A 23787-nucleotide genomic window follows, 5' to 3' on the forward strand; every position below is an offset into this window, starting at 1 on the left:
TTCCTGTTTTTTACTGCCAATAATGGGTTATCTGTTGACTTTGTGAGAGAAACCCTGATGAGTGCTTTTACCTACAATTTTACCCGCAATAGTTGTCCTAATCTGATAGCGGAGAATTTGAGTTGTTTGCCAGAAACGTACGGTACTCCATTATGGGTTTACGATAGTGAAAAAATTATCCAAAAAATCAAATCATTATGTCAGTTTGATGTGGTTAGGTTTGCGCAGAAAGCTTGTTCTAATACTCATATTTTGCGCCTGATGCGTGAATATGGTGTGAAAGTTGATGCCGTTTCATTAGGAGAAATTGAGCGTGCTTTACGGGCAGGGTTTTGTCCAGGACAAGAAATGGCAGACATCGTTTTCACTGCTGATTTAATTGATGTGTCGACGCTGCAAAGAGTAACTGAATTGGATATTCCGGTTAATGCGGGTTCTATCGATATGTTGGAACAGATTGGTCAATATAAAAAAGGGCACCCGGTGTGGCTGCGGATCAATCCTGGGTTTGGTCATGGTCATAGCCAGAAGACGAATACGGGGGGGGAAAACAGTAAACATGGTATTTGGTATCAGGATCTGCCACTGGCAATTGAGAAAATCCGCCACTATGGATTGAAATTGCTTGGTTTACATATGCATATTGGCTCTGGTGTTGATTATCATCACCTTGCCAGTGTGTGTAATGCGATGGTTGAACAGGTTATTCTTTGTGATGAAGATATTCAGGCAATTTCAGCCGGCGGCGGTTTATCGACGCCTTATCATCAGGGTGATGAACGAATCGATATCGCTCATTATTTTGGGTTGTGGGATGATGCGCGTAAAAGGATTGAGCAGCATTTAGGTCATAAAGTTGAGCTGGAAATTGAACCGGGACGTTTTTTGGTGGCGGAATCTGGCGTTCTGATGACAGAAGTTCGGGCGGTTAAGCAGATGGGGAACCGTAATTATGTGCTGGTGGATGCGGGATTTAATGACTTAATGCGTCCAGTAATGTATGGCAGTTATCACCATATCTCAGTTTTGCCTGCTGATGGACGTAAGATTGAGCAATTGCCATTGCAGGAAACGTTAGTTGCGGGGCCGTTATGTGAATCCGGTGATATCTTTACGCAGGTTGAAGGCGGGGGTGTTGCGCCAAGAACGTTGCCGCCGGTTCGGGTTGGCGACTATCTGGTTTTTCATGATACGGGTGCTTATGGTGCGTCAATGTCCTCCAATTACAACAGCCGTCCGCTTATCTCTGAGGTGTTGTTTGTTAATGGTAGCCCCCAATTAATTCGTCGCCGTCAAACGATTGAAGAGTTGTTAGCATTGGAAGAAGTATCTTGTGCCTCTACGTCATAAAATACGGGGCGATATTTGTTAAGATATCGCCCCGTGATTAATTTAGTGCTTAACTCTCTTTAGTCGTCAGTTTCAGGCGGCTTCTGTTCTCAGTTTTTCAACGCGGGCAGGAACAGCCAGTGCTTCTGCTTCAAACTCATCGACGTTGATAGAACGTAGACGGCTTGCTTCGGCACGTTTCAGAATTTCGGCTTCGTCTGGCGTGATCTTACGTTCTGCCAGCGCTTGTTCTGCCAGTTTATCAAGTCGAGTAAAACCAAGGCGTTTACCTGCTTCGCGACTCAAACGGGCATGGATCGGTTCTGCGGCAATAATATCATGCAGGGCTTCTTCCAGTAATCCGTGAGGATTGTGCTCGCTTGGTGTCAGATATTGACCACGGCCAATGCGATCACGGGTAGCCGACGGTTGTTGTAAGATCTGGGCCAGTTTGTGATCCAGACGGTCAGATGGGGCTGAATGTACACGCCCTAGAGGGAAGACGATAACACGCATCAGGCCGGCGACCAGACGATTAGGGAAGTTACTCAGTAAATTATCTATCGCTTGTTCTGCCTGATACAAACTATCTTGAACGGCCCAATGAACTAGCGGCAAATCTTCTTTTTGACGACCTTCATCGTCGTAGCGTTTCAATGTCGCGGAAGCCAGATAGGTTTGACTCAGAACATCTCCAAGACGGGCGGAGACACGTTCACGGCGTTTCAGGCTACCACCTAATACCCCCATTGCCACATCTGATAATAGCGCAAGGTTGGCACTCAGGCGGTTTAATTGTTGATAGTAACGGCGTGTTGCATCATTGACCGGCGTGCTACTGGTGCGGCCGTTGGTTAAGCCAAGCCAGAAGCTGCGTAACGTGTTACTGACAACGTGACCAAGATGCCTAAACAATGCCTTATCAAAATCTTTAATACGGTTATTTTCAGCCGCGGCCATTTCGTCAAGTACATAAGGATGGCAGCGGATAGCGCCTTGACCGTAGATAATCATGTTGCGGGTCAAAATATTAGCGCCTTCAACGGTAATGGCGATAGGTGCGCCTTGATAAGCGCGGGCCAGGAAGTTGGATGGACCAAGGCAAATCCCTTTACCACCGGCAATATCCATTGCATCAATAACAGATTTTTGGCCTCGGTGAGTACAGTGATATTTGACGATAGCGGATAACACAGAGGGTTTCTCACCTAGCATAATACCGGTTGTTGCAAGCGTTGAAGCCGCATCCATCAGATAGGCGTTACCGGCAATGCGTGCCAGTGGTTCTTCAATCCCTTCCATTTTACCAATTGGCATTTTGAATTGGCGGCGGATATAAGAGTATGCGCCAATCGCCATCGCAACGCTTTTCAAACCGCCGGTTGCATTTGATGGCAGAGTGATACCGCGGCCAACAGACAGACACTCAACCAGCATACGCCAGCCTTGTCCGGCCATTTTTGGCCCACCAATAATGTAGTCGATCGGAACAAAGATATCTTTACCGCGAGTTGGACCATTCTGGAATGGAATATTCAATGGGAAATGGCGATGACCAATTTCTACTCCTGGTACATTGGTCGGGATCAATGCACAGGTAATGCCCAATTCTTCTGTATCACCCAATAAATGGTCAGGGTCAGACAGTTTGAAAGCCAGACCGAGTACGGTAGCGATAGGGGCAAGTGTGATATAACGTTTGTTCCAGGTCAGGCGCATACCGAGAATTTGTTCACCTTGCCATTCTCCCATACAGACTACGCCTGTATCTGGGATTGATCCGGCATCAGAGCCAGCTTCCGGGCTGGTCAGTGCGAAACATGGGATCTCTTCACCACGGGCAAGCCCAGGTAGATAGTGGTTCTTCTGCTCTTCGGTGCCATAATGCTGTAATAATTCACCAGGGCCGAGAGAGTTAGGTACACCTACGGTAATTGCTAGAATGCCGGATGTACCTGCTAATTTTTGCAGGACTCGTGCTTGAGCATAGGCTGAGAACTCCAGACCGCCATACTCTTTTTTAATGATCATGGCGAAGAAGCGGTGTTCTTTCAGGTAACGCCATAACTCAGGTGGTAAATCAGCAAGTTCATGGCTTATCTGGAAATCATTGGTCATGCGGCAAGCTTCTTCTACCGGGCCATCCAGAAATGCTTGTTCTTCAACGGTTAACTGAGGCTTTGGATAGTCATGTAATTTTTTCCAGTCGGGTTTACCGCGGAACAGTTCGCCTTCCCACCAGGTAGTACCTGCATCAAGAGCTTCTTTTTCCGTGCGAGATAGAATTGGCATTACTTTACGGAAGGCTTTTAAGGCCGGAACAGTCAGTAAGGAGTGGCGCATTGGCGCAAAATTCAGCGGGAACAGAATAATGGCCATGGGTAACAACATCCAGTAGCTCCATGCATCAATAACGCCCATCAAGACGGTATAGACAAGGAGCAGTAAGCTGCTAAGACTGAGATTGACTTTGTGATAGCAAAGTATCCCAATCAATACTAAGAATAGAATAATACTCAATGTGGTCATAATAAAAGCTCCTGGTTAATCTCAGGGTCAGATAAGTCATCAGAGGTCGGACCTGTTGTGGTGTTCTTCTCTTTTTTAGACCAGGAAATTGCTTTTAGCAATATCTTTACATCTTAATTACAATGTAGCTCACAAACTCATGGTGATCGGTGGCGGCTTAATTCTCCAGAAATGTAATGTTGTCTTCTTTCAATTCTCTTGATCCGGTAAACTGCCCTTCGGCACAACATTAAAGATTACCTGACCGAAGTGAGGAGCCTATGTATCAAGACCTGATCCGTAGTGAATTGAGCGAAGCCGTGGATACGCTGGCAAAGTTTTTAAGTGACGATGCAAATATTGAAGCAATTCAAAAAGCAGCAGTATTACTGGCTGATTCATTTAAAGCGGGCGGCAAGGTATTGTCCTGCGGTAATGGGGGTTCGCATTGTGATGCGATGCATTTTGCTGAAGAATTAACCGGCCGTTACCGCGAAAATCGTCCTGGCTATCCGGCGATTGCAATTTCTGATGTCAGCCACCTTTCCTGCGTCAGTAATGATTTCGGGTATGAATTTGTTTTTTCTCGTTATGTGGAAGCGGTTGGGAAAGAGGGGGATGTGTTACTGGGTATTTCTACTTCCGGTAATTCCGGTAATATTATCAAAGCAGTAGAAGCTGCCCGCGTAAGAGGCATGAAAGTCATTACGCTGACAGGCAAGGATGGCGGTAAAATGGCAGGAACCGCTGATGTGGAAATTCGTGTCCCGCATTTTGGTTATGCAGATCGTATTCAGGAAATTCATATCAAAGTTATTCATATCCTGATTCAACTTATTGAAAAAGAAATGGTTAAAGTTTGATTTTATACCCTATGGATTTCAAGATGGATCGCGGCGGCAAGGGAGCGAATCCCCGGGAGCATAGATAACGATGTGACCGGGGTGAGTGAGTGCAGCCAACAAAGAGGCAACTTGAAAGATGACGGGTATTATAGGCTACAGAGGTGGGCAATGTGTGAGTTACTTGGCATGAGTGCAAATGTGCCAACAGATATCTGCTTTAGTTTAGGTGGTCTGATTCAACGGGGGGGTCATACTGGGCCTCATAAAGATGGTTGGGGGATCACATTTTATGAGGGGCGGGGCTGTCGCACATTTAAAGATCATCAACCCGGTTACAATTCGCCCGTTGCTCGCTTTGTACAAGAGTACCCGATTAAATCTAGAGTGGTGGTTTCTCATATCCGGCAGGCTAACCGCGGTAATGTTGCGTTGGAAAATACCCATCCTTTCATTCGTGAGATGTGGGGACGCAACTGGACTTATGCCCATAATGGGCAACTTCGGGGCTATCGGCAGCTTGAAACCGGTCAGTATCGTCCCGTTGGACAAACGGATAGTGAACATGCTTTTTGCTGGATTTTACAGCGACTTTCACAAAAATATCCAAGAACTCCCTCGAACTGGCCTAAGGTTTTTCGTTTTATCGCCTCACTCGCAGATGAACTCAGCAAAAAAGGCGTATTCAATATGTTGCTGTCGGATGGGCGTTTTGTGATGGCATATTGTTCAACCAACCTTTATTGGATTACCCGTCGGGCACCGTTTGGAAAAGCAAAACTTCTGGATCAGGATATTGAAATTGATTTTCAACAACATACACAGCCGGATGATGTTGTTTCTGTCATTGTTACTCAACCTTTGACGGGTAATGAAGCTTGGAATCGTATTGAGCCGGGTCGCTATGCACTATTTCATCTTGGTGAACGCATATTGTGATTGATGCTGCAAAAGTGGCGATTTTTCAGGTGTAGCATTAACCACATATTGGCCGTTAATGACGCTAATCGTTGCTGGCCGGTGATTTTTTACAAAATACTCATAGGCTGGCTGTAATTGTAGCCAAAACATGTAATAGGAGGATGAACGGTGGCGTAACATATTCTGCGGTGTCATTCTGAATGGATAAATACTGATATTAATTTCATACTGCCCGCGCAATAATGCACTTTCTACATAATCGTAGATTTCATCCATGTAACCATTAGTCATAGCGTAACAACCGACAGATTTACACTCGCCGTGGATCATTAAATAGTTACCGGAATAGCCTCTGAATTTATCGTATTCATTTGGAAAACCGAGATTAATAGATCGGTAATATCGACTATTTGGATTGAGCTGATGGGGTTTTACACGATAGAAACCTTCCGGGCTTTTCAGGTCACCTTCTGTGGTTTTGGGACCAAGGCCGCCAGAGTAATTACAGATGGGGTAGCTTTTAGACAGTTGGTAGCTTCCATGACCATTTTTAGTATAAAGCTCCAGTATCCGCTCTTCTTTGAATATTTGGATAAAGACAGGAGAGCCGGTCTGCGCGGGAGAATTTTGCTTCAATTGGACTAAAATATCCTCAGCATAGACAGGAGTAAATGAACTAAATAACAACAATATTATTGCAGAAAAAGCCGCGGTTTTTTTCATGTGACTACCATAATAGCGACGTAGCGGACTGACTAAAAATTTAGCTTAAGATTGCCATGAGTTATCGACTTTGTGAATAGAAAATGACGATGATAACTTTATCACTACAAAGTGATTGTTAGGTTAAAATATAATCTGTTGTCGGTAAAGGTGATATAAATATTCGTTTTTTGCGAACTGTTAATGGTTCAGCGCCAAAATTATTCCTGTTTGCTTGAACTAAATCACTTGATTAGTCAGACAGTCTAAGAAGGGAGATGTTAAAATTGCCGCCCGGAGATTAACAGAAAATCGTAATAATTATCGGAGAATTATCACCTGGGCACGCTTCGTGACTTAAGGGGCTTTTTATAGAGTAGCTATGTTACCACCAGGTAATCTGTAGCATATGATTTAATTGATAAACTTGTGCAAATCTTATGATTAAAATTAAAAAAGGACTCGACCTCCCGATTGCAGGAGCGCCTGCTCAAGTAATAGAAGACGGTCCGACGATTCGCCATGTAGCACTGTTGGGTGAAGAGTATGTTGGAATGCGTCCTTCTATGTTGGTTAAGGAAGGTGAGCATGTTAAGAAGGGCCAGATTCTTTTTGAAGATAAAAAGAATCCAGGCGTGGTTTTTACCAGTCCGGCCTGTGGGCAGATTGTGGCGATTAACCGTGGTGAACAACGTATTTTGCAGTCAATTGTGATTGAGATAACGGGAGATGAACAGGTTGATTTTGACCGTTATGATCGTTCCCAACTTTCTCAGTTATCCCGAGAACAAGTGGAAAAGAATCTGATTGATTCTGGGTTATGGACTGCACTGCGTACCCGTCCTTACAGTCGAACTCCTGCTCCCGGCTCCTCGCCAAAAGCAATTTTTGTAACCGCGATGGATACTCAGCCTCTGGCTGCAAATCCACAGGTTATTATTGCTACCGATGAAGAGGCTTTTGTTGATGGTCTGAATGTGCTGACTAGACTGACCGAAGGTAAAGTCCATGTTTGCCATAGTGCAGGAAGCTTGCCGAGTGTCGGCAATAATGCACAAATCACTTATAATCAGTTCTCTGGTCCGCACCCTGCGGGATTAGCTGGAACTCACATTCACTTTATTGAACCCGTCAGTGCGACTAAAACGGTATGGCACCTGGGATATCAGGATGTGATTGCTATCGGAAAATTATTCACTACCGGTACACTTTATACTGATCGTGTCATTGCACTGGCCGGTCCACAGGTTGAGAAACCCCGTCTTATACGTACTTGCTTAGGGGCTGATCTGCTTGAGTTAACTCAGGAGCAGCTTAAAGAGGGTGAAAACCGTATTATTTCGGGTTCCGTATTGTGCGGTACGCAGTCAGATGAGGTTCATCACTATCTTGGTCGTTTCCACACTTTGGTTTCCGTTTTGCTTGAAGGTCGCGAAAAAGAGCTATTTGGTTGGATAATGCCGGGTATCGATAAATTTTCAATCACCCGCACCACCATTGGTCATTTCCTGAAAAATAAGCGCTTTGCTTTTTCAACGACAATGAATGGTGGTGAACGTTCTATGGTACCAATCGGTAACTATGAGCGTGTTATGCCTTTGGATATCATGGCAACCCATTTACTGCGGGATCTGCTGGCGGGTGATACCGATAGTGCTCAGGCACTGGGTTGTCTGGAGTTAGATGAGGAAGACTTAGCGCTTTGTACCTATGTCTGTCCTGGCAAGTATGAATATGGTCCGGTACTGCGTGAAGTGCTGACTAAGATTGAGCAGGAAGGATGATTTCATGGGCCTGAAAAACTATTTTGAAAAAATTGAGCACCATTTTGAGCCCGGGGGCAAATTAGAAAAATATTATCCGTTGTATGAAGCGGTAACGACGATTTTCTATACACCGGGTACAGTAACTGCTGGCCGTGCCCATGTCCGTGATGCTATCGATCTAAAGCGCATGATGATCATGGTATGGCTGGCGGTATTCCCGGCAATGTTCTGGGGAATGTATAACGTTGGTCAGCAGGCGATTCCTGCGTTGTATCATTTATACAGTGGCGCAGAATTACAACAACTTTTGGCATCTGACTGGCACTATCGGGTTGCTCAGTTTTTGGGGGCGTCACTGACACCGGATGCGGGTTGGAACAGTAAAATGTTGCTTGGTGCAACTTACTTTTTGCCCGTTTATATCGTTGTATTTGTGGTTGGCGGCTTCTGGGAAGTGCTGTTTGCCCTTATCCGTAAGCATGAAATTAACGAAGGATTTTTCGTTACTTCTATTTTATTTGCGTTGATTGTTCCACCAACTATTCCTCTGTGGCAGGCGGCGCTGGGTATTACATTCGGTGTTGTCATTGCGAAAGAAGTATTCGGTGGTACAGGCCGTAACTTCCTGAACCCGGCACTGGCTGGCCGTGCTTTTCTGTTCTTTGCTTATCCGGCACAGATTTCGGGAGATTTAGTCTGGACTGCGGTTGATGGTTTCTCAGGCGCGACTCCGTTATCTCAATGGGCGGCTGGTGGTAGTCAGGGATTAGTGAATACCGTTACCGGTCAGTCTATTACCTGGATGGATGCTTTCATTGGTAATATTCCTGGCTCTATCGGTGAAGTGTCTACTCTGATGATTTTCATCGGTGGTGCAATTATCCTGTTTACCCGCATTGCTTCATGGCGCATTGTCGCCGGGGTGATGTTAGGTATGGTTGCAGCTTCCTACTTATTTAACGCTATCGGTTCAGATACTAACCCACTGTTTGCTATGCCGTGGTATTGGCATATGGTTCTGGGGGGTTTTGCTTTTGGTATGATTTTTATGGCGACCGATCCAGTGTCTGCTTCATTTACCGATAAAGGTAAATGGTGGTACGGCGTTCTGATTGGTGTAATGTGCGTTCTGATCAGAGTTGTTAACCCGGCATACCCGGAAGGTATGATGCTGGCGATTCTGTTCGCAAACCTGTTTGCGCCATTGTTTGATTATCTGGTAGTGCAGGCCAATATTAAGCGGAGAAAAGCCCGTGGCTAATGATAAACCAAAAAATAATGACAGCATCGGCAGAACATTTATCGTTGTTTTTGTGCTATGTCTCGTTTGCTCAATTGTGGTAGCAGGTTCTGCGGTAGGGCTGAAATCTCAGCAACAGGAACAAAAATTGCTGGATAAACAGCGTAATATCCTCGATGTTGCGGGGTTACTCAATCCACAGATGAGTGCCGATGAGGTTAAAGAAGCGTTCAAAAGCCGCATTAAAACTGAGTTATTGAATCTGGAGACGGCAACGCTTGAAAGCAGTCAGAGCAAGTTTAACCTGAACGATGCGTTGCGCAGTGATGATACCAGTATTGCATTACCACCTGAAAAGGATTTGGCGAAAATTCGCCGTCGCGCCAATATGGCCGAGGTCTATCTGGTGAAGAATGAACAGGGTAAAACTCGCGAAATCGTTCTGCCTATTTATGGTTCTGGCCTGTGGTCTGTTATGCATGCTTTTATCTCCGTTGATGTAGACGGCAAAACGGCTCGCGGTATCACTTATTATTCACATGGCGAAACGCCGGGATTGGGGGGAGAAGTGGATAACCCACAATGGCGTAAAAAGTGGATAGGTAAAAAACTGTATAACGATGAAGGCAATCCGGCGATCAAAATTGTTCGTGGCGGGGCTGCTGCCGATGACCCTTATGGTGTTGATGGCTTGTCTGGTGCGACTCTCACCTCTGCCGGTGTCCAGAATATGTTTAATTTCTGGTTAGGGGATAACGGTTTTGGTCCGTTCCTGAAAAAAGTACGCGAAGGAGCGTTGAAAGATGGCTGATAGTAAAGAAATAAAGCGAGTCCTTCTTGGGCCACTCTTGGATAATAACCCGATTGCATTGCAGGTTCTGGGGATTTGCTCAGCGCTGGCGGTAACAACCAAGTTAGAAACGGCGTTGGTAATGACAATAGCGGTAACATTGGTTACTGCCTTTTCCAGCTTTTTTATCTCGTTGATCCGTCATTACATCCCTGGCAGTGTGCGAATCATCGTCCAGATGGCTATTATTGCATCACTGGTTATCGTGGTAGATCAGATTTTGCAGGCTTATGCTTATGAAATTTCCAAGCAGTTGTCGGTATTTGTTGGCCTTATCATTACTAACTGCATCGTGATGGGACGTGCGGAAGCCTATGCGATGAAATCTCCACCCATTGAGAGCTTTATGGATGGTATCGGTAATGGTCTGGGTTACGGTGTTATTTTGGTAATGGTTGGTTTCCTGCGTGAGTTGTTTGGTTCCGGCAAACTGTTTGGAATTACTGTGATGGAGTCGGTACAGAATGGCGGTTGGTATCAGCCTAATGGTTTGTTCCTGTTAGCCCCTAGCGCGTTTTTCATTATTGGTATGCTGATTTGGGGTCTGAGGACTTTGAAACCGGCTCAGGTTGAGAAGGAGTAATGACAGCATGGAACATTTTATAAGCCTGTTTGTCCGCGCCGTTTTTATTGAGAATATGGCGTTGGCTTTCTTCCTCGGTATGTGCACTTTTTTGGCCGTATCGAAAAACGTCACAACGGCGTTTGGTCTGGGTATTGCCGTCACGGTGGTTTTGGGGATCTCTGTTCCTGCCAACAACCTGGTGTATAACTTGGTATTGCGTGACGGTGCATTGGTTGAAGGGGTTGATCTCAGTTTCCTAAACTTTATTACTTTTATTGGCGTGATTGCTGCATTAGTTCAGATTCTTGAAATGATCCTTGATCGTTATTTCCCTTCACTCTATAACGCGCTCGGCATTTTTTTACCACTGATTACCGTTAACTGTGCAATTTTTGGTGGTGTCTCTTTCATGGCGCAGCGTGATTATAGTTTTTCGGAATCCGTTGTATATGGTTTTGGCTCAGGTATAGGCTGGATGTTGGCGATTGTTCTGCTAGCTTCTATCCGTGAAAAAATGAAATATGCTGATGTTCCGGCAGGGCTGAAAGGATTGGGGATCACCTTTGTCACTACGGGTTTGATGGCATTGGGTTTTATGTCCTTCTCTGGTGTGCAGTTATAAGGGCGAGAAGCGTTCATGGATATAATAATTTTAGGCGTAGTGATGTTTACCCTAATTGTGTTGGTACTGACGGCGCTGATTTTGTTCGCAAAATCAAAGTTAGTTAACACTGGGGATATTAGGGTTGAAGTTAATGGTGATCCGGAAAAGAGCTTTACCGCTCCTGCCGGTGATAAATTGCTAAATATGTTGTCAAGCCAGGGGATTTTTGTCTCTTCTGCTTGTGGTGGTGGTGGCTCTTGTGGTCAGTGTCGCGTAAAGATTAAAGATGGCGGTGGCGACATTCTGCCAACAGAACTTTCTCACATTAGTAAACGTGAAGCGAAAGAGGGTTGCCGTCTGGCTTGTCAGGTCAATGTAAAACAGGACCTGAAAATTAAGTTACCGGAAGAGATATTCGGTGTTAAGAAATGGGAATGTGAAGTTATCTCCAACGATAACAAAGCCACTTTCATTAAAGAGCTAAAATTGAAGATCCCTGATGGGGAAGTTGTGCCTTTCCGTGCAGGTGGTTATATCCAGATTGAAGCGCAGCCACATATTGCTCGTTACGAGGATTATGATGTGCCGAAAGAATACCGTGAGGATTGGGATAAATTTAATTTGTTCCGTTTTGTTTCTGAGGTGAAAGAGCCAACAGTTCGTGCTTACTCAATGGCAAACTATCCAGAAGAACGCGGAATTATCATGCTTAACGTTCGTATTGCGACGCCGCCGCCAAAAAATTCAGAAGCGCCGCCGGGAATTATGTCTTCTTATATTTGGTCACTAAAGCCCGGTGATAAAGTGACTATTTCTGGTCCATTCGGTGAATTTTTCGCGAAAAATACTGATGCGGAAATGATCTTCATCGGTGGTGGCGCAGGTATGGCGCCAATGCGTTCTCATATCTTTGATCAGCTTAAGCGATTGAATTCCAAACGTAAGATTAGCTTCTGGTATGGCGCCCGTTCTAAACGTGAAATGTTCTATACAGAGGATTTCGATCAACTGGCGGCTGAAAATGAAAACTTTACCTGGAATGTAGCCCTATCTGATGCACTGCCAGAAGATAACTGGGATGGTCACACCGGCTTTATCCATAATGTTCTGTATGAGAATTATTTGAGGGATCATCCGGCTCCAGAAGATTGTGAGTTTTACATGTGTGGGCCTCCGGTTATGAATGCTGCGGTGATCAAGATGTTGAAAGATCTTGGTGTCGAGGATGAAAACATCATGTTGGATGATTTCGGTGGCTGATAGGCCATAAATAGTTTGATTTTTATGACTGGCGCCCACAATTTTGTGGGCGCTAACAATTTGGAAAGAGTAATTAACTGTGCGTAAAAAGATAAGTAGCTGGATAGCGTTAATATTTGCAGTACTGCTGCTGGCGGCATGCGATGGTCTGGAGCAGAAAAATATTCATGGGCAAACAATGGGGACTTACTATTCCATTAAATTTGTCACGGGTTCGTCGGCGCCTTCGCCAGAAGCTCTGCAAAAAGAGATAGATCGTTTGCTGGAAGAGGTTAACGACCAGATGTCGACATATCGCCCTGATTCTGAATTGAGTCGTTTTAATCAAAGCCGTCAAATTGATCGGCCATTCCCGGTATCAGCCGCGACAGCCAAAGTGGTTAAAGAAGCGATCTACATTAATAAATTGACGGATGGCGCGTTGGATGTAACGGTTGGCCCATTGGTTAATTTATGGGGATTTGGTCCTGAGGGGCACGTGACGAAAGCACCTTCTGCAAGCGAACTGGAAAAACGCCGTGAATGGACTGGGATTGATAAACTGGTGGTAGAAGGTAATAACCTGATTAAAACCGTTCCAGAACTGTATATCGATTTATCATCTATCGCTAAAGGTTATGGCGTAGATGTTGTTGCTGAATATCTGGAATCGCAGAATATCAAAGATTATATGGTTGATATTGGCGGTGAAGTCCGTACATCAGGCCATAGTGGTAAAGATCTGCCGTGGCGGATTGCGATTGAAAAGCCATCTGACACTGGCATGGCACAAAATGCTCAGGAAGTGATAATGCCTGGGAATATGTCGATAGCGACTTCTGGTGATTACCGTAATTACTTTGAACAAGATGGTGTGCGCTATTCACATACAATTGATCCAAAAACGGGGAGCCCTATTTCTCATAATTTAGTTTCTATTACAGTGATTGCTCCAGCTTGTATGAATGCTGATGGGCTTTCGACTGGACTGAATGTTTTAGGGCCGGAAAAAGGGATGAAAATTGCAGAAAATCTGAATATCCCGGTTTTTATGATTATAAAAACGAAAAATGGTTTTGAAGAGCGTTATAGTAAAGCCTTTGAGCCATACCTACAGAAAAATCAATGAGAAGGGGAAGGAAGTGCTAAAAATATTTATTGCCGCCTTCGTTTTTTTCCTGCTGGCTTTTGCGGGAATGTCGTTGGGCTATATGATTAAACGTAAGAGTATACAAGGGAGCTGCGGTGGTTTAAGCAGTATTGGCGTAGAGAAAGTATGTGATTGTCCAGAACCTTGTGATGCCCGTAAGAAACGTATGGCGCGTGAAGCGGCGCGGCAGGTTCAATTAGAGAAACATCGGATTATCTGAGTTTAACAAGTCTGCGTAATACTCCTTCTTGAATGCTAATTGAGAGCAAAGCGAATTTTTAGTAGGGGGATTTCGCGTAGTTTGAGATAAAGTAAATAAAAAGTAGAGATGCTAGTTTGATAAAATTCCCTTCACATTAAGCGGTTTACTGTGAAGGGTTTTTTAAATGCACACTCCGTTAATATAGGATTTAAAATAAAGTGAGCAACCTGAATTCATATAAATATGAAATTCAGATTATTTAATTGTACCTTTTAAAACTATTTAATCGACAGGGGTTAGTTTAATAAATCCTTGCGAAAAATAGATGCCAAAGTTACCCCAGTTATGAATAAATTAAATAAGATAATATTAATCACATAGCTTAATATCTTTTACATAGGTATTAGGTGACGCCCAGGATATTCTTTCACATACCAAATAATTCTCGCTTTTTAATTTGTAATCTACATAGAAAGATAGGGGAAAACTCGAAAAAAATGAGATGACAGTTATCATCCCAAAAAAGTTAATAAAATTATCGTGATATTTTGGGCAACGGCCTGTTATATTAAAAAAAATAACAAAAATCATGCTATATGAAAGCAGAGGAAAAGAAAAGAACATTATAAAAACAGGACCTGAGAATGTTATTTTATCTTCCATTTTAATTAAAGAAACTAAGTTTCCCCCAGTTAAAAATAAACCTGATAGCGCTAAAGTAAAAATAGCAAAAGCGCCAATGATATGCATAATCTTTTTTTTATTTACCATAATTCCCCCAGTTATGAAGAAATTGATTGAAATTAGCTTCTGGCGTTTTTGGTTTTCTTTCTATTTCTTTTTTGATCAAATTAATAACAGCTTCACTAATTTTGAATTTTTTATCTATAGAATCAAGTATAGATGCCGTTGCAATACCAACAGCAAGCATAATACCAGCCACAGCAATTACACTACCACCAGCCACAAAGAAAGCTGAGAGAACAGCCCCAATAACCCAAGAAGTAAAGGCTGCCACTGCTGCTTTTGCCATATCTACTGAAATATTTCCTAAGAAATCAGCCAGTGTGTATTCATCCTTAAAGATGTATTCAACCGCTCGATAAGCTGCGGAGAATAAGATATTGAATTTAACTCCCTTAACTATGCCACTATCTGTTCCCTGTTGCCCTATCCCCATAGATATACCCGTCGTCTTTCAAGTTGCCTCTTTGTTGGCTGCACTCGCTCACCCCGGTCACATAGTTCTCTATGCTCCCGGGGATTCACTCCCTTGCCGTCGCGATGCATCTTGAAATCCATAGGGTATATAATCTTCATGTTAGAAGCACTGTATCTTGAAGCGGTGATGATTTTTCTAAGCCCCGCATGACCTGAAATTTTAATATATCTTTGCCCATTTTTGCCAACATACTCTGTGGCTTTAATCCCTAATTTTTTAAATTCTCCTACTACATTTATAAAGTCGAAAGCATCACGTATATTACCTGCATAGGGTGATATAGGATCGGCAACCGAAAACATTTTCTTCATAAATGGGCTTTTTGCTTTTGGAGAATCAATATCCTCTAAAACATCTTTCGCTTCCTCTAAGGATAGTAACGCAATATACGTTGTATTCTCGTTTAACTGTTTCTCAAAACCAATAGCATCAAAGAATTGATATTGGGGATTTAAGTGATTAATCCCAACATTACCTCTTAGAAAATCTCCCATATAGCCTTCCCAAGAGGGGCTGTGTCTTTTATGTGTCATCGTGAAGTTTCCTTTAATATTCTTAAAATCAAAAGTCGTCACATCGGTATTTAACGGACGGAGTTTCCGATTTGAGTATAACATCGTTGCGTAAAAAAAATCCAAATTGGTTACATAATAGCAAAAAGTTGGATAAGCGCAACGCCCATAGGTTCAAGTTACTTAAAGGTTTCAAACTGAGTAATGGAAAAAAGCCACACACTCACAAGTGATTTAACCTGACAAGACGGGAATAAATATAAGTGTGAAAATGATAAATAAATGCTTTAAATTCTGTTATCCCAACCATCGTTAATAAGTGAAACTATTAACTCGAACAGGTAAATAAAAGCCTATGAGCTTTAAAAAAGGTATTCGGTATTAAAATCACCTTTTTATTTACCTTTTTTTCGGGCAGAAACGCTTTTTTTTCAAGTTTAATCATCATGGTTTATCTTCATAAATCAGTGATTAAATAGTCTGATGATATAAAGATAGCCCTTTATGTTCTTTCAGATAATTCCTTATTTTTTAGGGTTTAAATCCGGCTAAATTAATCGTTTTACTATTTTTTATGGTTTCTTTGTAAAATAACGGCAAGAAAACACTTTAATATGAACCTATTTTAGATTATATTCTTTTTCTCGCTGATTTTTTCAATTTTCTTTTAATGTTTAATAGCTTTCGATTAAATGCGATTTACTATTTATCTGAAAAGTTAATTTATTGATTTAAATCGATCTTTTCTATAAAGCTTTAATCTCTTTATATTAGTGCTTTTAAATTTTCAGGTCGGTTAGATAAATGTAAAATAGACAGAGGGTTAGCATTGTGACAGATAAGCGCATTAAACATGCCAGAAAATAAAACCGTTTTTAGTCACGTTGTCTCTTTTTAAAATATGGTATTAATGGAGCGCCTATGTTTTTAATCTGTAATCTGATAAACGTTATTGTTCTTTTTCCATCATGAGGTTCACCCTATTAAACGTTTTAATATAATTTTATATTTTTGTAATTGGGTTAATCCAGTTCGACGAGCGGGGTGTGATTTTGTGAAACTATGTGATAATAATCAATATGTGAGATAAGTTGCACATTGATTGGAGGTTATTTTGACAATAACACGTTTACGTCAACATAAACCCGCGTAAAGACCTGAAGCCTTTGCTGGCAGTGGCAAAAAAATCCCGAAATTACCGCCGGTAGAAGCCCGGCTGCATCGTGAAATTAACGGGGAAGTGAAAAGCATGACAATCACTCGCATTGCAACAGGCAAGTATTTACGCCTCAATACTCTGCAATGACGGCATGGAAGCGCCAGTAAAGCCATCCCTGTTAACCCTTGTACCAGCGTTTTGACAGGATGACGCTCATCTTTATTTCCTTAGGTCAACTTAACTGCCAAAAGTTCACCACAATCATTGATAACCAGATGAAGTTTAAAGCCATAAAACCAGCCGGTACGGGTTTTCCCTCGCTGTGCGACACCCGTTTTACGGCGGGGAGCAGTCACATAACATTGATTTTAGATAACTATGGCATTCATAAAAGCCGGAAAGTGAGGGTATGGTTAAAGCAAGACGTTAATCAGATTACTTATTTAATAGTAATAATATATTAATTATTTTGGCTTAGCTCAAATATTTGGATTGATTCGTGGAGGTTTCTTTTTTTATTGCTACTTTTAAAATCGTCACTGTGTTTTTAGTCTCTGAGTAAATGACGCTAATTATCATTCCATGCGGGGTAGCCGGGCTATTAATTCCCGTTTTTTTACTCTGCATGTTCGCTTTCTCTGGTAGTCAAAAGTAAACGCTGTGTTATCCGACTCGTTTGCATGCAGAAGAGTGTGGAGTCTGCACAACGTTTTAATCGTAGGGCTTGCAATGGAAAGGTGAAGATTATGCGTGTTCAGTTAGGGCAATTATATGAATAGAAATTTTAATTTATGTATCAATAGCATACCTGTCATTCTTCATCTTTTATAGTTGCATAAGTAGAGCACAGCCTTTCTCTGGATCATGATCATTGTTGATTGGTTGAAAAGTTGAAACGCTATTTCTGATAAGCCGTTGATTGATGGAGTAACACCAAGCACAAACTTTGCCCTCTCCGTAATGAGGCTGGCTTAGCCAGAGGGTGGGGGTCATGGACCCTCAGCAACGGATTTGTCTGGAGGTTTGCCATAAGGCGCTGGAACTTAGCGGTTATTCCAGCGGGGCAGATGCAGGGCTCTGTTCAGTTTTTATCGGTTCTCGTCGGAGTACCTGGCAAGCCGATGTACCGACGCTGCCCCCTCTTCTGCTGACGCCATGCTGATGTTTGGTGGAAGTTCTGTAGATGCTTTGGCAACGCGTATGGCGTATAAACTCAACTGTTTAGGGCCTGCTGTCAGCGTAGGCACTTTTTGCTCAGGTTCACTAGTGGCTGTGCATATGGCTTGCAACAGTAAAACCGGTAGAGATCGTCTTCATTTTGAGGAAAGTGAGGTTGATATGAGTGATATTGAAATTATTCAGAGAGAAATAATCGCTATTTTTGCAGAAACATTTGGTTTACCGAAAGAAGAGATAGAACTAGAAATACCGTTGGTTGAATTGGGTGCGGAATCACTCTTGTTATTCGAAGCATTGGAGCCCATCCATAAACGATTTGGTATAAAACTTTCAGTGCGGCAATTTTTCGCAGAATTACAAACGGTTCGTCAACTCAGTGAATATATCTTGATGGCGGATAAAAATAAGGTTACGGCAGATAACCATTCGGTCACTCAACCCGCCTTGGCTGATCAAGAAAAAAGGTCTGAACAATCCGATACACCCAATATTCCACCGGTTAAGAAAGAACGCCTTTTCCAATGGATGTCAAGAAGTGCATCATCGATTGAATCTGAGGAGAGAAAAAAGTATCTGGCTTCATTCATATCTAAATATAACGAGCGAACGATTAAATCAAAAATTCATTCGGTAGCGGTACGTAAAAATATTGCAGATAGCCGTTCTGGAATTGGCTTTAAACCCTCCATAAAAGAGCTACTTTACCCGATTGTCTGCACCAAGTTTGCCGGCCCTGTTGTCAAGGATATTGATGGTAATGATTACATTGATATGACGATGGGGTTCGGTGCGCATTTGTTTGGCCATAGCCCACCCTTTGTAGTTAAAGCGCTCACTCAGCAAATAGACAACAGTTTTGGTTTGGGAACTCGGCATGAGATAGGTTTAGAAGTGGCTGAACTTATCAAAGAGATTACCGGCATGGATCGCGTTGCTTTCGTCAATAGTGGAACGGAAGCGGTGATGAATGCGGTTCGGGCAGCACGAACGCTTACTCGCCGTAATCATATTGTGCTCTTTTCTAGCAGTTACCACGGACATTGGGATGCCGTACTGGCTAGAGCTGGTGAATATGATGAAGTTAATGCGACAAAACCCATTTCGGTGGGTATACCTGAAAATATGGTTGCTGATGTTTCGGTGTTTGGGTTTGGCTCCAATGAGGCCATTGAGTTTCTCAAAACCAATAGAACCGATATCGCCGCGGTGCTGGTAGAACCTATACCCACGCGTGACCCAGGGCTTAGCAATCCAGATTATTTGCGACGTTTGCGTCAAGTGACCAGGGAGTTAGATATTCTGCTGATATTTGACGAAATCGTGACAGGTTTCAGAGTTCATCCAGCGGGTGTCCAGGGGTTATTCGGCATTGAAGCGGATATTGTGACCTATGGCAAAACGATAGGTGGTGGAATGCCTCTGGGCGTCATTACGGGTAGGAAGAATATGCTTGATTCGATTGATGGTGGAAACTGGAATTTCAACGATGATAGTTTCCCCGCAGCGGAGCCGACATTCTTTGGTGGGACCTATTTTCAACATCCGCTTTGCATGACCGCAGCGAAAGCCACTTTGCAGGAGATCAAGAGGCGAGGGGAAACTTTTACCAAAGTACTGACTCAGCGTACTGAATCATTTGTTTCACGTTTGAACCAACTGTTCTTAAGCCGTCGGGTTCCTATCGAGGCAAGATCGTTTTCCTCATTTTTTAGATTAATACATCGCGACAACATGGATTTGCTTTACTACAACCTGTTGATGAGAGGGGTTTATATCTGGGAATGGCGTTGCTGGTTTATATCCGATGCACATGATGACACTCATCTGGAAAAAGTTTATTTGGCATTTGTAGATAGCTTAGATGAACTTGAGGAAAACAACCTGCTTCCTCGATATAGCTAGAACAAACTGGCCTGTTGTGAGTGATAACTTATTGAATTATTAAGCATCCTATCTTCTGGCTGTGCCGAGTTCGATGCTCTGAAACGACGGCTCATAGTCTGTTGAGTAATGAAAATTAAGGGGAACGTTATGCCGTTGGCAAATAAAAGTGTTTTCATTGGTGGGCCGATTCAATTTGCAATTTGTGATAACGGTTTTCATGAGGAGTTGAGAACGACGATCCAACTGGCGATTAACACGGTTAAGGCACTGAATGGTAATGTATTTTCGGCGCATTTGACTGAGAAATTTGGCATTGATACACCCAGTTATACGCCAGATATGGTATCGAAACGGGATTTCCAATGGATGCGGCAGTGTGATTTTTTCATGCCCATTCTTCCGGTTCATCAAGGTGATGAATTACTGCGTACTGACGGTACACATATTGAACTTGGTTGGGCCTCTGCTCTGAAACGGCCCGTCTTATTAATCACTCAACTACCGATTGTGAATGGTGGTAGTCATTTGTTAAAGGGATTAGAGCATATTTGCAATTTGTCGAAATTGGATATTCACGATTTTCGTCAAAATCCGGGACAGATTGGCGAGATTTTCAGGAATTTTGCAGTTGAATAGCTATTGATCATCTTTTTGAGGATATACCGCCTTTCCATTGACTTTCTATTGAATTGAAAGGCGGGTTAATAGCGAGTTTGCTTGAATGGGTAATTTGTGGAGTTACGATGGAAAATCGAGTTATTGAATCAACCTATGATGTTTTAGGAATGAAGATAAAAAACCCAATTATTGTTGGGTCGGGTCTACTTTCTGATCAAGCTAAAAATATTCGCCAGTTTATCGCTCACGGCGCAGGGGCAGTCGTGACAAAAACGATTTACCCGCGCTCAGAAAAATTGCATACAGAAAAGACCTATTTGTTCAGTACAGGGATGCTGAACAATACGACGTATTCGAAGAAAACCGTTGAATATTGGTTAATGCTTCTCCGTGAATTTAAGGAAGAACAACTTCCGGTGATAGTTTCTATCCACGCTGAATCACCTGAGGCGTTAGGTTCATTGGCTGTTCGTATCTCGGAAGTGACCGATGCCCCTTTGGAGTTAGGCATTTCATGCTTGCATGCGGACGACTTCACGGAAGATACACCAGAACGAGTATTCAACTACACCAAAGCGGTGGAAGAGCGAACGGACACCCCTTTTGCGGTCAAACTCTCGCTTGGCGATAATTTGTATGGGCGTGTTCAAGCTGCGGTAGAAGGGGGGGCTGATGCGATAACGTTGAGCGATACCATTTCAGGCATTGCATTCGACACAGCGAATGGCGAAGCGCTGCTTAATGGGGTTTGCGGATACTCTGGGCCAGGGATCAAACCAATGGTGCTTGCCGCTATTTATAACCTGCGTAAGCGAGGGGTGACGATTCCAATACTTGGGTCGGGAGGCGTACAGGATGGCAATGATGTTCATGAATACCTACTGGCAGGGGCGAATACGGTGCAGGTTTACACCGCGCTTCATCGGCATATGTATAAAACATTGCAGCGCATTGTTCATGAATATACGCAAGTCATGACGTCAGAAAAAGTATGAGGAAAAAGGATAACATTATGAATAATAATAAAATTAGAGAATTTGCGGAACTGACCAGTGAGCAGGTCTTAGCCGCGGTTGAAGGTAAGACATTGATATGGCCGATTGGCGGGATTGAGCAGCATGGGCCTCATCTGCCGTTGAATGTGGATTCAGTGATCCCAGAAGCCTTTGCCCGCGTGTTGGCGGAGGATATTAATGGATTCACCTTGCCGGTACAGCCAGTGTCTGCCAGATCATTGCCACAAAGTGGGGGTGGACTTGAATTTCCTGGCACGATTTACCTAGACGGATCAACATTTACTGCTTATATCAGCCAAACAATTAAGAGCTTGTGCTCATTACCCTTTAAGCAACTGGTGATCATTAATGGTCATTTTGAGAATGAAGGTTTTATTTTCGAAGCGGTAGACGCATTACGGGCGGAGGGACATTTTAACGATCGTTCCGTTATCGTATTTAGCTGGTGGAGTTTGGTGTCTGATGACTGGACGCGTGAACATTTAATTGATTTTCCCGGTTGGCATGCTGAGCATGCAGGGTTAACAGAAACGAGTTTAATGTTGCATTTACGCCCGGATTTAGTGAGAGCTGAGCGACCTGATCACGATAAACCTCCACGTGCTGGGATCTATCAAGTGCCGATTAAAAAAGAATTTTCAACGAGAGGCGTTCTTTCTAAAACATCCGGTTCGAGTGCGGAGATTGGCGAACTCATTTTCGAGCATGTCAGGCAGCAAATATTGGAACTGGTTACTGCGGATTAATCAGTCGTAATATCGTTGTCTCTTTTCGATTTTGTTTTGGTTGCTGGGGAAAAATTTATTGCTTTCTATTATCAGGGTGCGCCTTAAAACTTTGTCTTTCAGGGGAAGATTATAAGGCGCAGTTTTCTGTATACCCGTGTTGCTAATATTTGCTGCGACGACCTGCATAAAGTCATCATGACAATCAGAAAAAACCACACCATGATTATCATTGAAGATTTAAAGGTGACCAATATGTTAAAGCTTAGATTTAAATATTAACGTTAGTAGATTGTAACTCAAATCTTAATCCAAGCGCTTTGACTATTTTCAAAATAGTTGTAAAAGTGGGATTTCCTTTTCCTGATAAAGCAGGTGTTAAGAAAAGCTGTTTTTGTCTATCAGTGTGGTTTTAAAATCGGGAAAGAAATGGTAAACGTATTATGAAAAAACAGGTAAAAACTTTAATCATCAAAGGTAAAAAGAAGTGGTTAAGATTCTTTTTCTGCGGATAAAAATTCGATGCTATATTAGCATTGGAAGAGAAAAAAACAGGAAAAGCAGATTTTAAGTTTATTTTACAGGGCTGTAAGAAGTTTACGGAAAATCAGAGATAATCGTTAAAGAAAGCGGATAAGATTTTAGGTTAACCAGATTAACAGCATTAAAAATGATTAAAGAAATATGCTTTAATTTTAATGTCATTAACACACCATTTACTCTCTCTGTTTTTTAAGTGTAGAAAAATGAATATAGAATTATTAAAGTAAAATTGAAAAAACCTAAGTATCAGTTTAATGGAAAGTATCAATTTAATGAAAATGGCATCGTTAAATACGAGGTGGAAAATAGAATTATTTACCGGTTCCAGATTCAGCTTATACCCTATGGATTTCAAGATGCATCGCGGCGGCAAGGGAGTGAATCCCCGGGAGCATAGATAACTATGTGACCGGGGTGAGCGAGTGCAGCCAACAAAGAGGCAACTTGAAAGATGACGGGTATATCATCTTTTTAACATGGTTCAGCTTATCTTTTTACTTGCATTTTCACTTCTGGACAATTGAAAATGCTTTTTATCGGTGATTAGTTAAGGATTGAAAAAAAACAGGTGCATTCATTAATGCCAGATTTAAAAAATACAGAGTGGCTAAAAACGGCTGACTCTCTGTCATATTTAATACATTTATCGGCAATGTTATCCTCCGATTATTTTACGTTTACTTAACCTGATACAACACTTTAAAAGTGATAATACGGAGCTATTAAAGATTTTATATAACTAACAGGAGGATATTCAGATGCTTTTTCGTTGTTATTTTACGAGAAAAGCTATAAAAATAACGCAATAAAAAATTAGGTAAAATGGTTAATTTAGTAGGATTTAAAATCTGAAAAATGAGTTGATTATCCGAAAAAACATAAAGGGTAACGACTTATTAAAACCACTCAAGATTGCCGGTCAGTATTAGTGCGCGTTGGGAAATAATGGATAAAAAAGAATGAATGATTAAACAGATAAGTGATTATTATGATCAGTAAAAATGAATAGCG

21 protein-coding genes and 3 pseudogenes are annotated in these 23787 nt (G+C 42.4%); 18 read left to right on the forward strand and 6 right to left on the reverse strand.

The annotated features are described in order from the left end of the window. Positions 1-57: 57 nt before the first annotated feature. Positions 58-1350, forward strand: a complete 1293-nt coding sequence (gene lysA, locus LGZ98_RS11470; protein ID WP_113043291.1) for a diaminopimelate decarboxylase — start codon at positions 58-60, stop codon at positions 1348-1350. Between the two features lie 72 nt (positions 1351-1422). Here the strand turns inward: lysA and fadE are convergent, their stop codons facing one another. Beyond that, complete coding sequence (fadE, locus tag LGZ98_RS11475) at positions 1423-3858, reverse strand: acyl-CoA dehydrogenase FadE (RefSeq protein WP_113043292.1); 2436 nt, start codon at positions 3856-3858, stop codon at positions 1423-1425. Positions 3859-4118: 260 nt separating this feature from the next. On the opposite strand from fadE, the gene lpcA reads away from it, so the two are divergent. Beyond that, entirely contained in the window at positions 4119-4700 is a 582-nt protein-coding gene (gene lpcA / locus LGZ98_RS11480) for a D-sedoheptulose 7-phosphate isomerase (RefSeq protein ID WP_113043293.1), read from the forward strand. A 150-nt stretch (positions 4701-4850) separates the two neighbouring features. After that, positions 4851-5618, forward strand: coding sequence for a class II glutamine amidotransferase (locus LGZ98_RS11485; RefSeq protein WP_112878728.1), 768 nt, complete (start codon positions 4851-4853; stop codon positions 5616-5618). Here LGZ98_RS11485 and LGZ98_RS11490 read toward each other — a convergent pair. After that, a complete protein-coding gene (locus tag LGZ98_RS11490; RefSeq protein WP_113043294.1) occupies positions 5589-6323 on the reverse strand; it encodes a L,D-transpeptidase family protein in 735 nt (244 codons plus the stop codon). The genes LGZ98_RS11485 and LGZ98_RS11490 overlap by 30 nt on opposite strands. A 419-nt stretch (positions 6324-6742) precedes the next feature. Here LGZ98_RS11490 and LGZ98_RS11495 point away from each other — a divergent pair, with 419 nt between their 5' ends. The 8 genes from LGZ98_RS11495 (at position 6743) to nqrM (ending at position 13936) form a co-directional block, all read left to right on the forward strand. Continuing rightward, positions 6743-8086: a Na(+)-translocating NADH-quinone reductase subunit A gene (locus LGZ98_RS11495; RefSeq protein WP_113043295.1), complete on the forward strand. Its 1344-nt coding sequence runs from the start codon at positions 6743-6745 to the stop codon at positions 8084-8086. A 4-nt stretch (positions 8087-8090) separates the two neighbouring features. Beyond that, positions 8091-9329, forward strand: a complete 1239-nt coding sequence (locus LGZ98_RS11500; RefSeq protein WP_113043296.1) for an NADH:ubiquinone reductase (Na(+)-transporting) subunit B — start codon at positions 8091-8093, stop codon at positions 9327-9329. Then, entirely contained in the window at positions 9322-10119 is a 798-nt protein-coding gene (locus LGZ98_RS11505) for a Na(+)-translocating NADH-quinone reductase subunit C (RefSeq protein WP_113043297.1), read from the forward strand. The genes LGZ98_RS11500 and LGZ98_RS11505 overlap by 8 nt, the downstream gene beginning before the upstream one ends. Further along, positions 10112-10741, forward strand: coding sequence for an NADH:ubiquinone reductase (Na(+)-transporting) subunit D (locus LGZ98_RS11510; protein WP_112878723.1), 630 nt, complete (start codon positions 10112-10114; stop codon positions 10739-10741). Before LGZ98_RS11505 ends, LGZ98_RS11510 begins: the two co-directional genes overlap by 8 nt. A gap of 7 nt (positions 10742-10748) precedes the next feature. Further along, the gene (nqrE, locus tag LGZ98_RS11515; protein ID WP_112878722.1) at positions 10749-11345 is read left to right on the forward strand and encodes an NADH:ubiquinone reductase (Na(+)-transporting) subunit E; all 597 of its coding nucleotides are present in this window, start codon (positions 10749-10751) and stop codon (positions 11343-11345) included. A gap of 15 nt (positions 11346-11360) precedes the next feature. After that, positions 11361-12587 carry an NADH:ubiquinone reductase (Na(+)-transporting) subunit F gene (nqrF, locus tag LGZ98_RS11520; protein WP_113043298.1) on the forward strand — a complete coding sequence of 409 codons (1227 nt, stop codon included), beginning with the start codon at positions 11361-11363 and terminating at the stop codon, positions 12585-12587. A 79-nt stretch (positions 12588-12666) separates the two neighbouring features. Then, entirely contained in the window at positions 12667-13695 is a 1029-nt protein-coding gene (locus LGZ98_RS11525; RefSeq protein ID WP_113043299.1) for an FAD:protein FMN transferase, read from the forward strand. 13 nt (positions 13696-13708) lie between these two features. Further along, on the forward strand, positions 13709-13936 hold the full coding sequence (gene nqrM / locus LGZ98_RS11530; protein ID WP_113043300.1) for a (Na+)-NQR maturation NqrM: 228 nt from the start codon (positions 13709-13711) through the stop codon (positions 13934-13936). A 351-nt stretch (positions 13937-14287) separates the two neighbouring features. Here the strand turns inward: nqrM and LGZ98_RS11535 are convergent, their stop codons facing one another. The 3 genes and pseudogenes from LGZ98_RS11535 to LGZ98_RS11545 all read right to left on the reverse strand — a co-directional run. Further along, positions 14288-14689 carry a DUF1240 domain-containing protein gene (locus tag LGZ98_RS11535; RefSeq protein ID WP_113043301.1) on the reverse strand — a complete coding sequence of 134 codons (402 nt, stop codon included), beginning with the start codon at positions 14687-14689 and terminating at the stop codon, positions 14288-14290. After that, complete coding sequence (locus LGZ98_RS11540; protein ID WP_228903204.1) at positions 14679-15098, reverse strand: hypothetical protein; 420 nt, start codon at positions 15096-15098, stop codon at positions 14679-14681. The genes LGZ98_RS11535 and LGZ98_RS11540 overlap by 11 nt, the downstream gene beginning before the upstream one ends. Before the next feature lie 131 nt (positions 15099-15229). Then, positions 15230-15634: pseudogene (locus LGZ98_RS11545) on the reverse strand (hypothetical protein); the annotation flags it as partial. A gap of 1201 nt (positions 15635-16835) precedes the next feature. Here LGZ98_RS11545 and LGZ98_RS11550 point away from each other — a divergent pair. Beyond that, positions 16836-17001 (forward strand): annotated as a pseudogene (locus LGZ98_RS11550) (RNA-guided endonuclease TnpB family protein); the annotation flags it as partial. A 40-nt stretch (positions 17002-17041) separates the two neighbouring features. Here the strand turns inward: LGZ98_RS11550 and LGZ98_RS11555 are convergent. After that, a pseudogene (locus tag LGZ98_RS11555) lies at positions 17042-17158 on the reverse strand (transposase); the annotation flags it as partial. A gap of 644 nt (positions 17159-17802) precedes the next feature. Between LGZ98_RS11555 and LGZ98_RS11560 the strand changes: the two are divergent. The 6 genes from LGZ98_RS11560 to LGZ98_RS11585 all read left to right on the forward strand — a co-directional run bounded on the left by LGZ98_RS11560 (position 17803) and on the right by LGZ98_RS11585 (position 23319). Further along, complete coding sequence (locus tag LGZ98_RS11560) at positions 17803-17973, forward strand: beta-ketoacyl synthase N-terminal-like domain-containing protein (protein ID WP_262405173.1); 171 nt, start codon at positions 17803-17805, stop codon at positions 17971-17973. Continuing rightward, positions 17967-19892 carry an aminotransferase class III-fold pyridoxal phosphate-dependent enzyme gene (locus LGZ98_RS11565; protein WP_262978105.1) on the forward strand — a complete coding sequence of 642 codons (1926 nt, stop codon included), beginning with the start codon at positions 17967-17969 and terminating at the stop codon, positions 19890-19892. Before LGZ98_RS11560 ends, LGZ98_RS11565 begins: the two co-directional genes overlap by 7 nt. A gap of 129 nt (positions 19893-20021) precedes the next feature. Further along, positions 20022-20510, forward strand: coding sequence for a hypothetical protein (locus LGZ98_RS11570; RefSeq protein WP_113043302.1), 489 nt, complete (start codon positions 20022-20024; stop codon positions 20508-20510). Between the two features lie 107 nt (positions 20511-20617). Next, the gene (locus tag LGZ98_RS11575) at positions 20618-21487 is read left to right on the forward strand and encodes a beta/alpha barrel domain-containing protein (protein WP_113043303.1); all 870 of its coding nucleotides are present in this window, start codon (positions 20618-20620) and stop codon (positions 21485-21487) included. Between the two features lie 17 nt (positions 21488-21504). Further along, entirely contained in the window at positions 21505-22254 is a 750-nt protein-coding gene (locus LGZ98_RS11580) for a creatininase family protein (protein WP_113043304.1), read from the forward strand. Between the two features lie 927 nt (positions 22255-23181). After that, positions 23182-23319, forward strand: a complete 138-nt coding sequence (locus LGZ98_RS11585) for a hypothetical protein (RefSeq protein WP_158536582.1) — start codon at positions 23182-23184, stop codon at positions 23317-23319. The last annotated feature ends 468 nt before the right edge of the window (positions 23320-23787 follow it).

Source organism: Photorhabdus kayaii (assembly GCF_025384895.1).
GTDB classification, from domain to species: domain Bacteria; phylum Pseudomonadota; class Gammaproteobacteria; order Enterobacterales; family Enterobacteriaceae; genus Photorhabdus; species Photorhabdus kayaii.

Bases quoted from the DNA above. Each gene is read 5' to 3' on its own strand.
- lysA (WP_113043291.1), top strand. From the start codon at position 58: ATGAGTGCTTTTACCTACAATTTTACCCGCAATAGTTGTCCTAATCTG.
- LGZ98_RS11535 (WP_113043301.1), bottom strand. From the start codon at position 14,689: ATGGTAAATAAAAAAAAGATTATGCATATCATTGGCGCTTTTGCTATT.
- LGZ98_RS11570 (WP_113043302.1), top strand. From the start codon at position 20,022: ATGCCGTTGGCAAATAAAAGTGTTTTCATTGGTGGGCCGATTCAATTT.
- LGZ98_RS11560 (WP_262405173.1), top strand. From the start codon at position 17,803: ATGGACCCTCAGCAACGGATTTGTCTGGAGGTTTGCCATAAGGCGCTG.
- nqrF (WP_113043298.1), top strand. From the start codon at position 11,361: ATGGATATAATAATTTTAGGCGTAGTGATGTTTACCCTAATTGTGTTG.
- LGZ98_RS11580 (WP_113043304.1), top strand. From the start codon at position 21,505: ATGAATAATAATAAAATTAGAGAATTTGCGGAACTGACCAGTGAGCAG.
- LGZ98_RS11500 (WP_113043296.1), top strand. From the start codon at position 8,091: ATGGGCCTGAAAAACTATTTTGAAAAAATTGAGCACCATTTTGAGCCC.
- LGZ98_RS11490 (WP_113043294.1), bottom strand. From the start codon at position 6,323: ATGAAAAAAACCGCGGCTTTTTCTGCAATAATATTGTTGTTATTTAGT.
- fadE (WP_113043292.1), bottom strand. From the start codon at position 3,858: ATGACCACATTGAGTATTATTCTATTCTTAGTATTGATTGGGATACTT.
- LGZ98_RS11565 (WP_262978105.1), top strand. From the start codon at position 17,967: ATGCTGATGTTTGGTGGAAGTTCTGTAGATGCTTTGGCAACGCGTATG.
- lpcA (WP_113043293.1), top strand. From the start codon at position 4,119: ATGTATCAAGACCTGATCCGTAGTGAATTGAGCGAAGCCGTGGATACG.
- LGZ98_RS11485 (WP_112878728.1), top strand. From the start codon at position 4,851: ATGTGTGAGTTACTTGGCATGAGTGCAAATGTGCCAACAGATATCTGC.
- nqrE (WP_112878722.1), top strand. From the start codon at position 10,749: ATGGAACATTTTATAAGCCTGTTTGTCCGCGCCGTTTTTATTGAGAAT.
- LGZ98_RS11540 (WP_228903204.1), bottom strand. From the start codon at position 15,098: ATGGGGATAGGGCAACAGGGAACAGATAGTGGCATAGTTAAGGGAGTT.
- LGZ98_RS11495 (WP_113043295.1), top strand. From the start codon at position 6,743: ATGATTAAAATTAAAAAAGGACTCGACCTCCCGATTGCAGGAGCGCCT.
- LGZ98_RS11510 (WP_112878723.1), top strand. From the start codon at position 10,112: ATGGCTGATAGTAAAGAAATAAAGCGAGTCCTTCTTGGGCCACTCTTG.
- LGZ98_RS11575 (WP_113043303.1), top strand. From the start codon at position 20,618: ATGGAAAATCGAGTTATTGAATCAACCTATGATGTTTTAGGAATGAAG.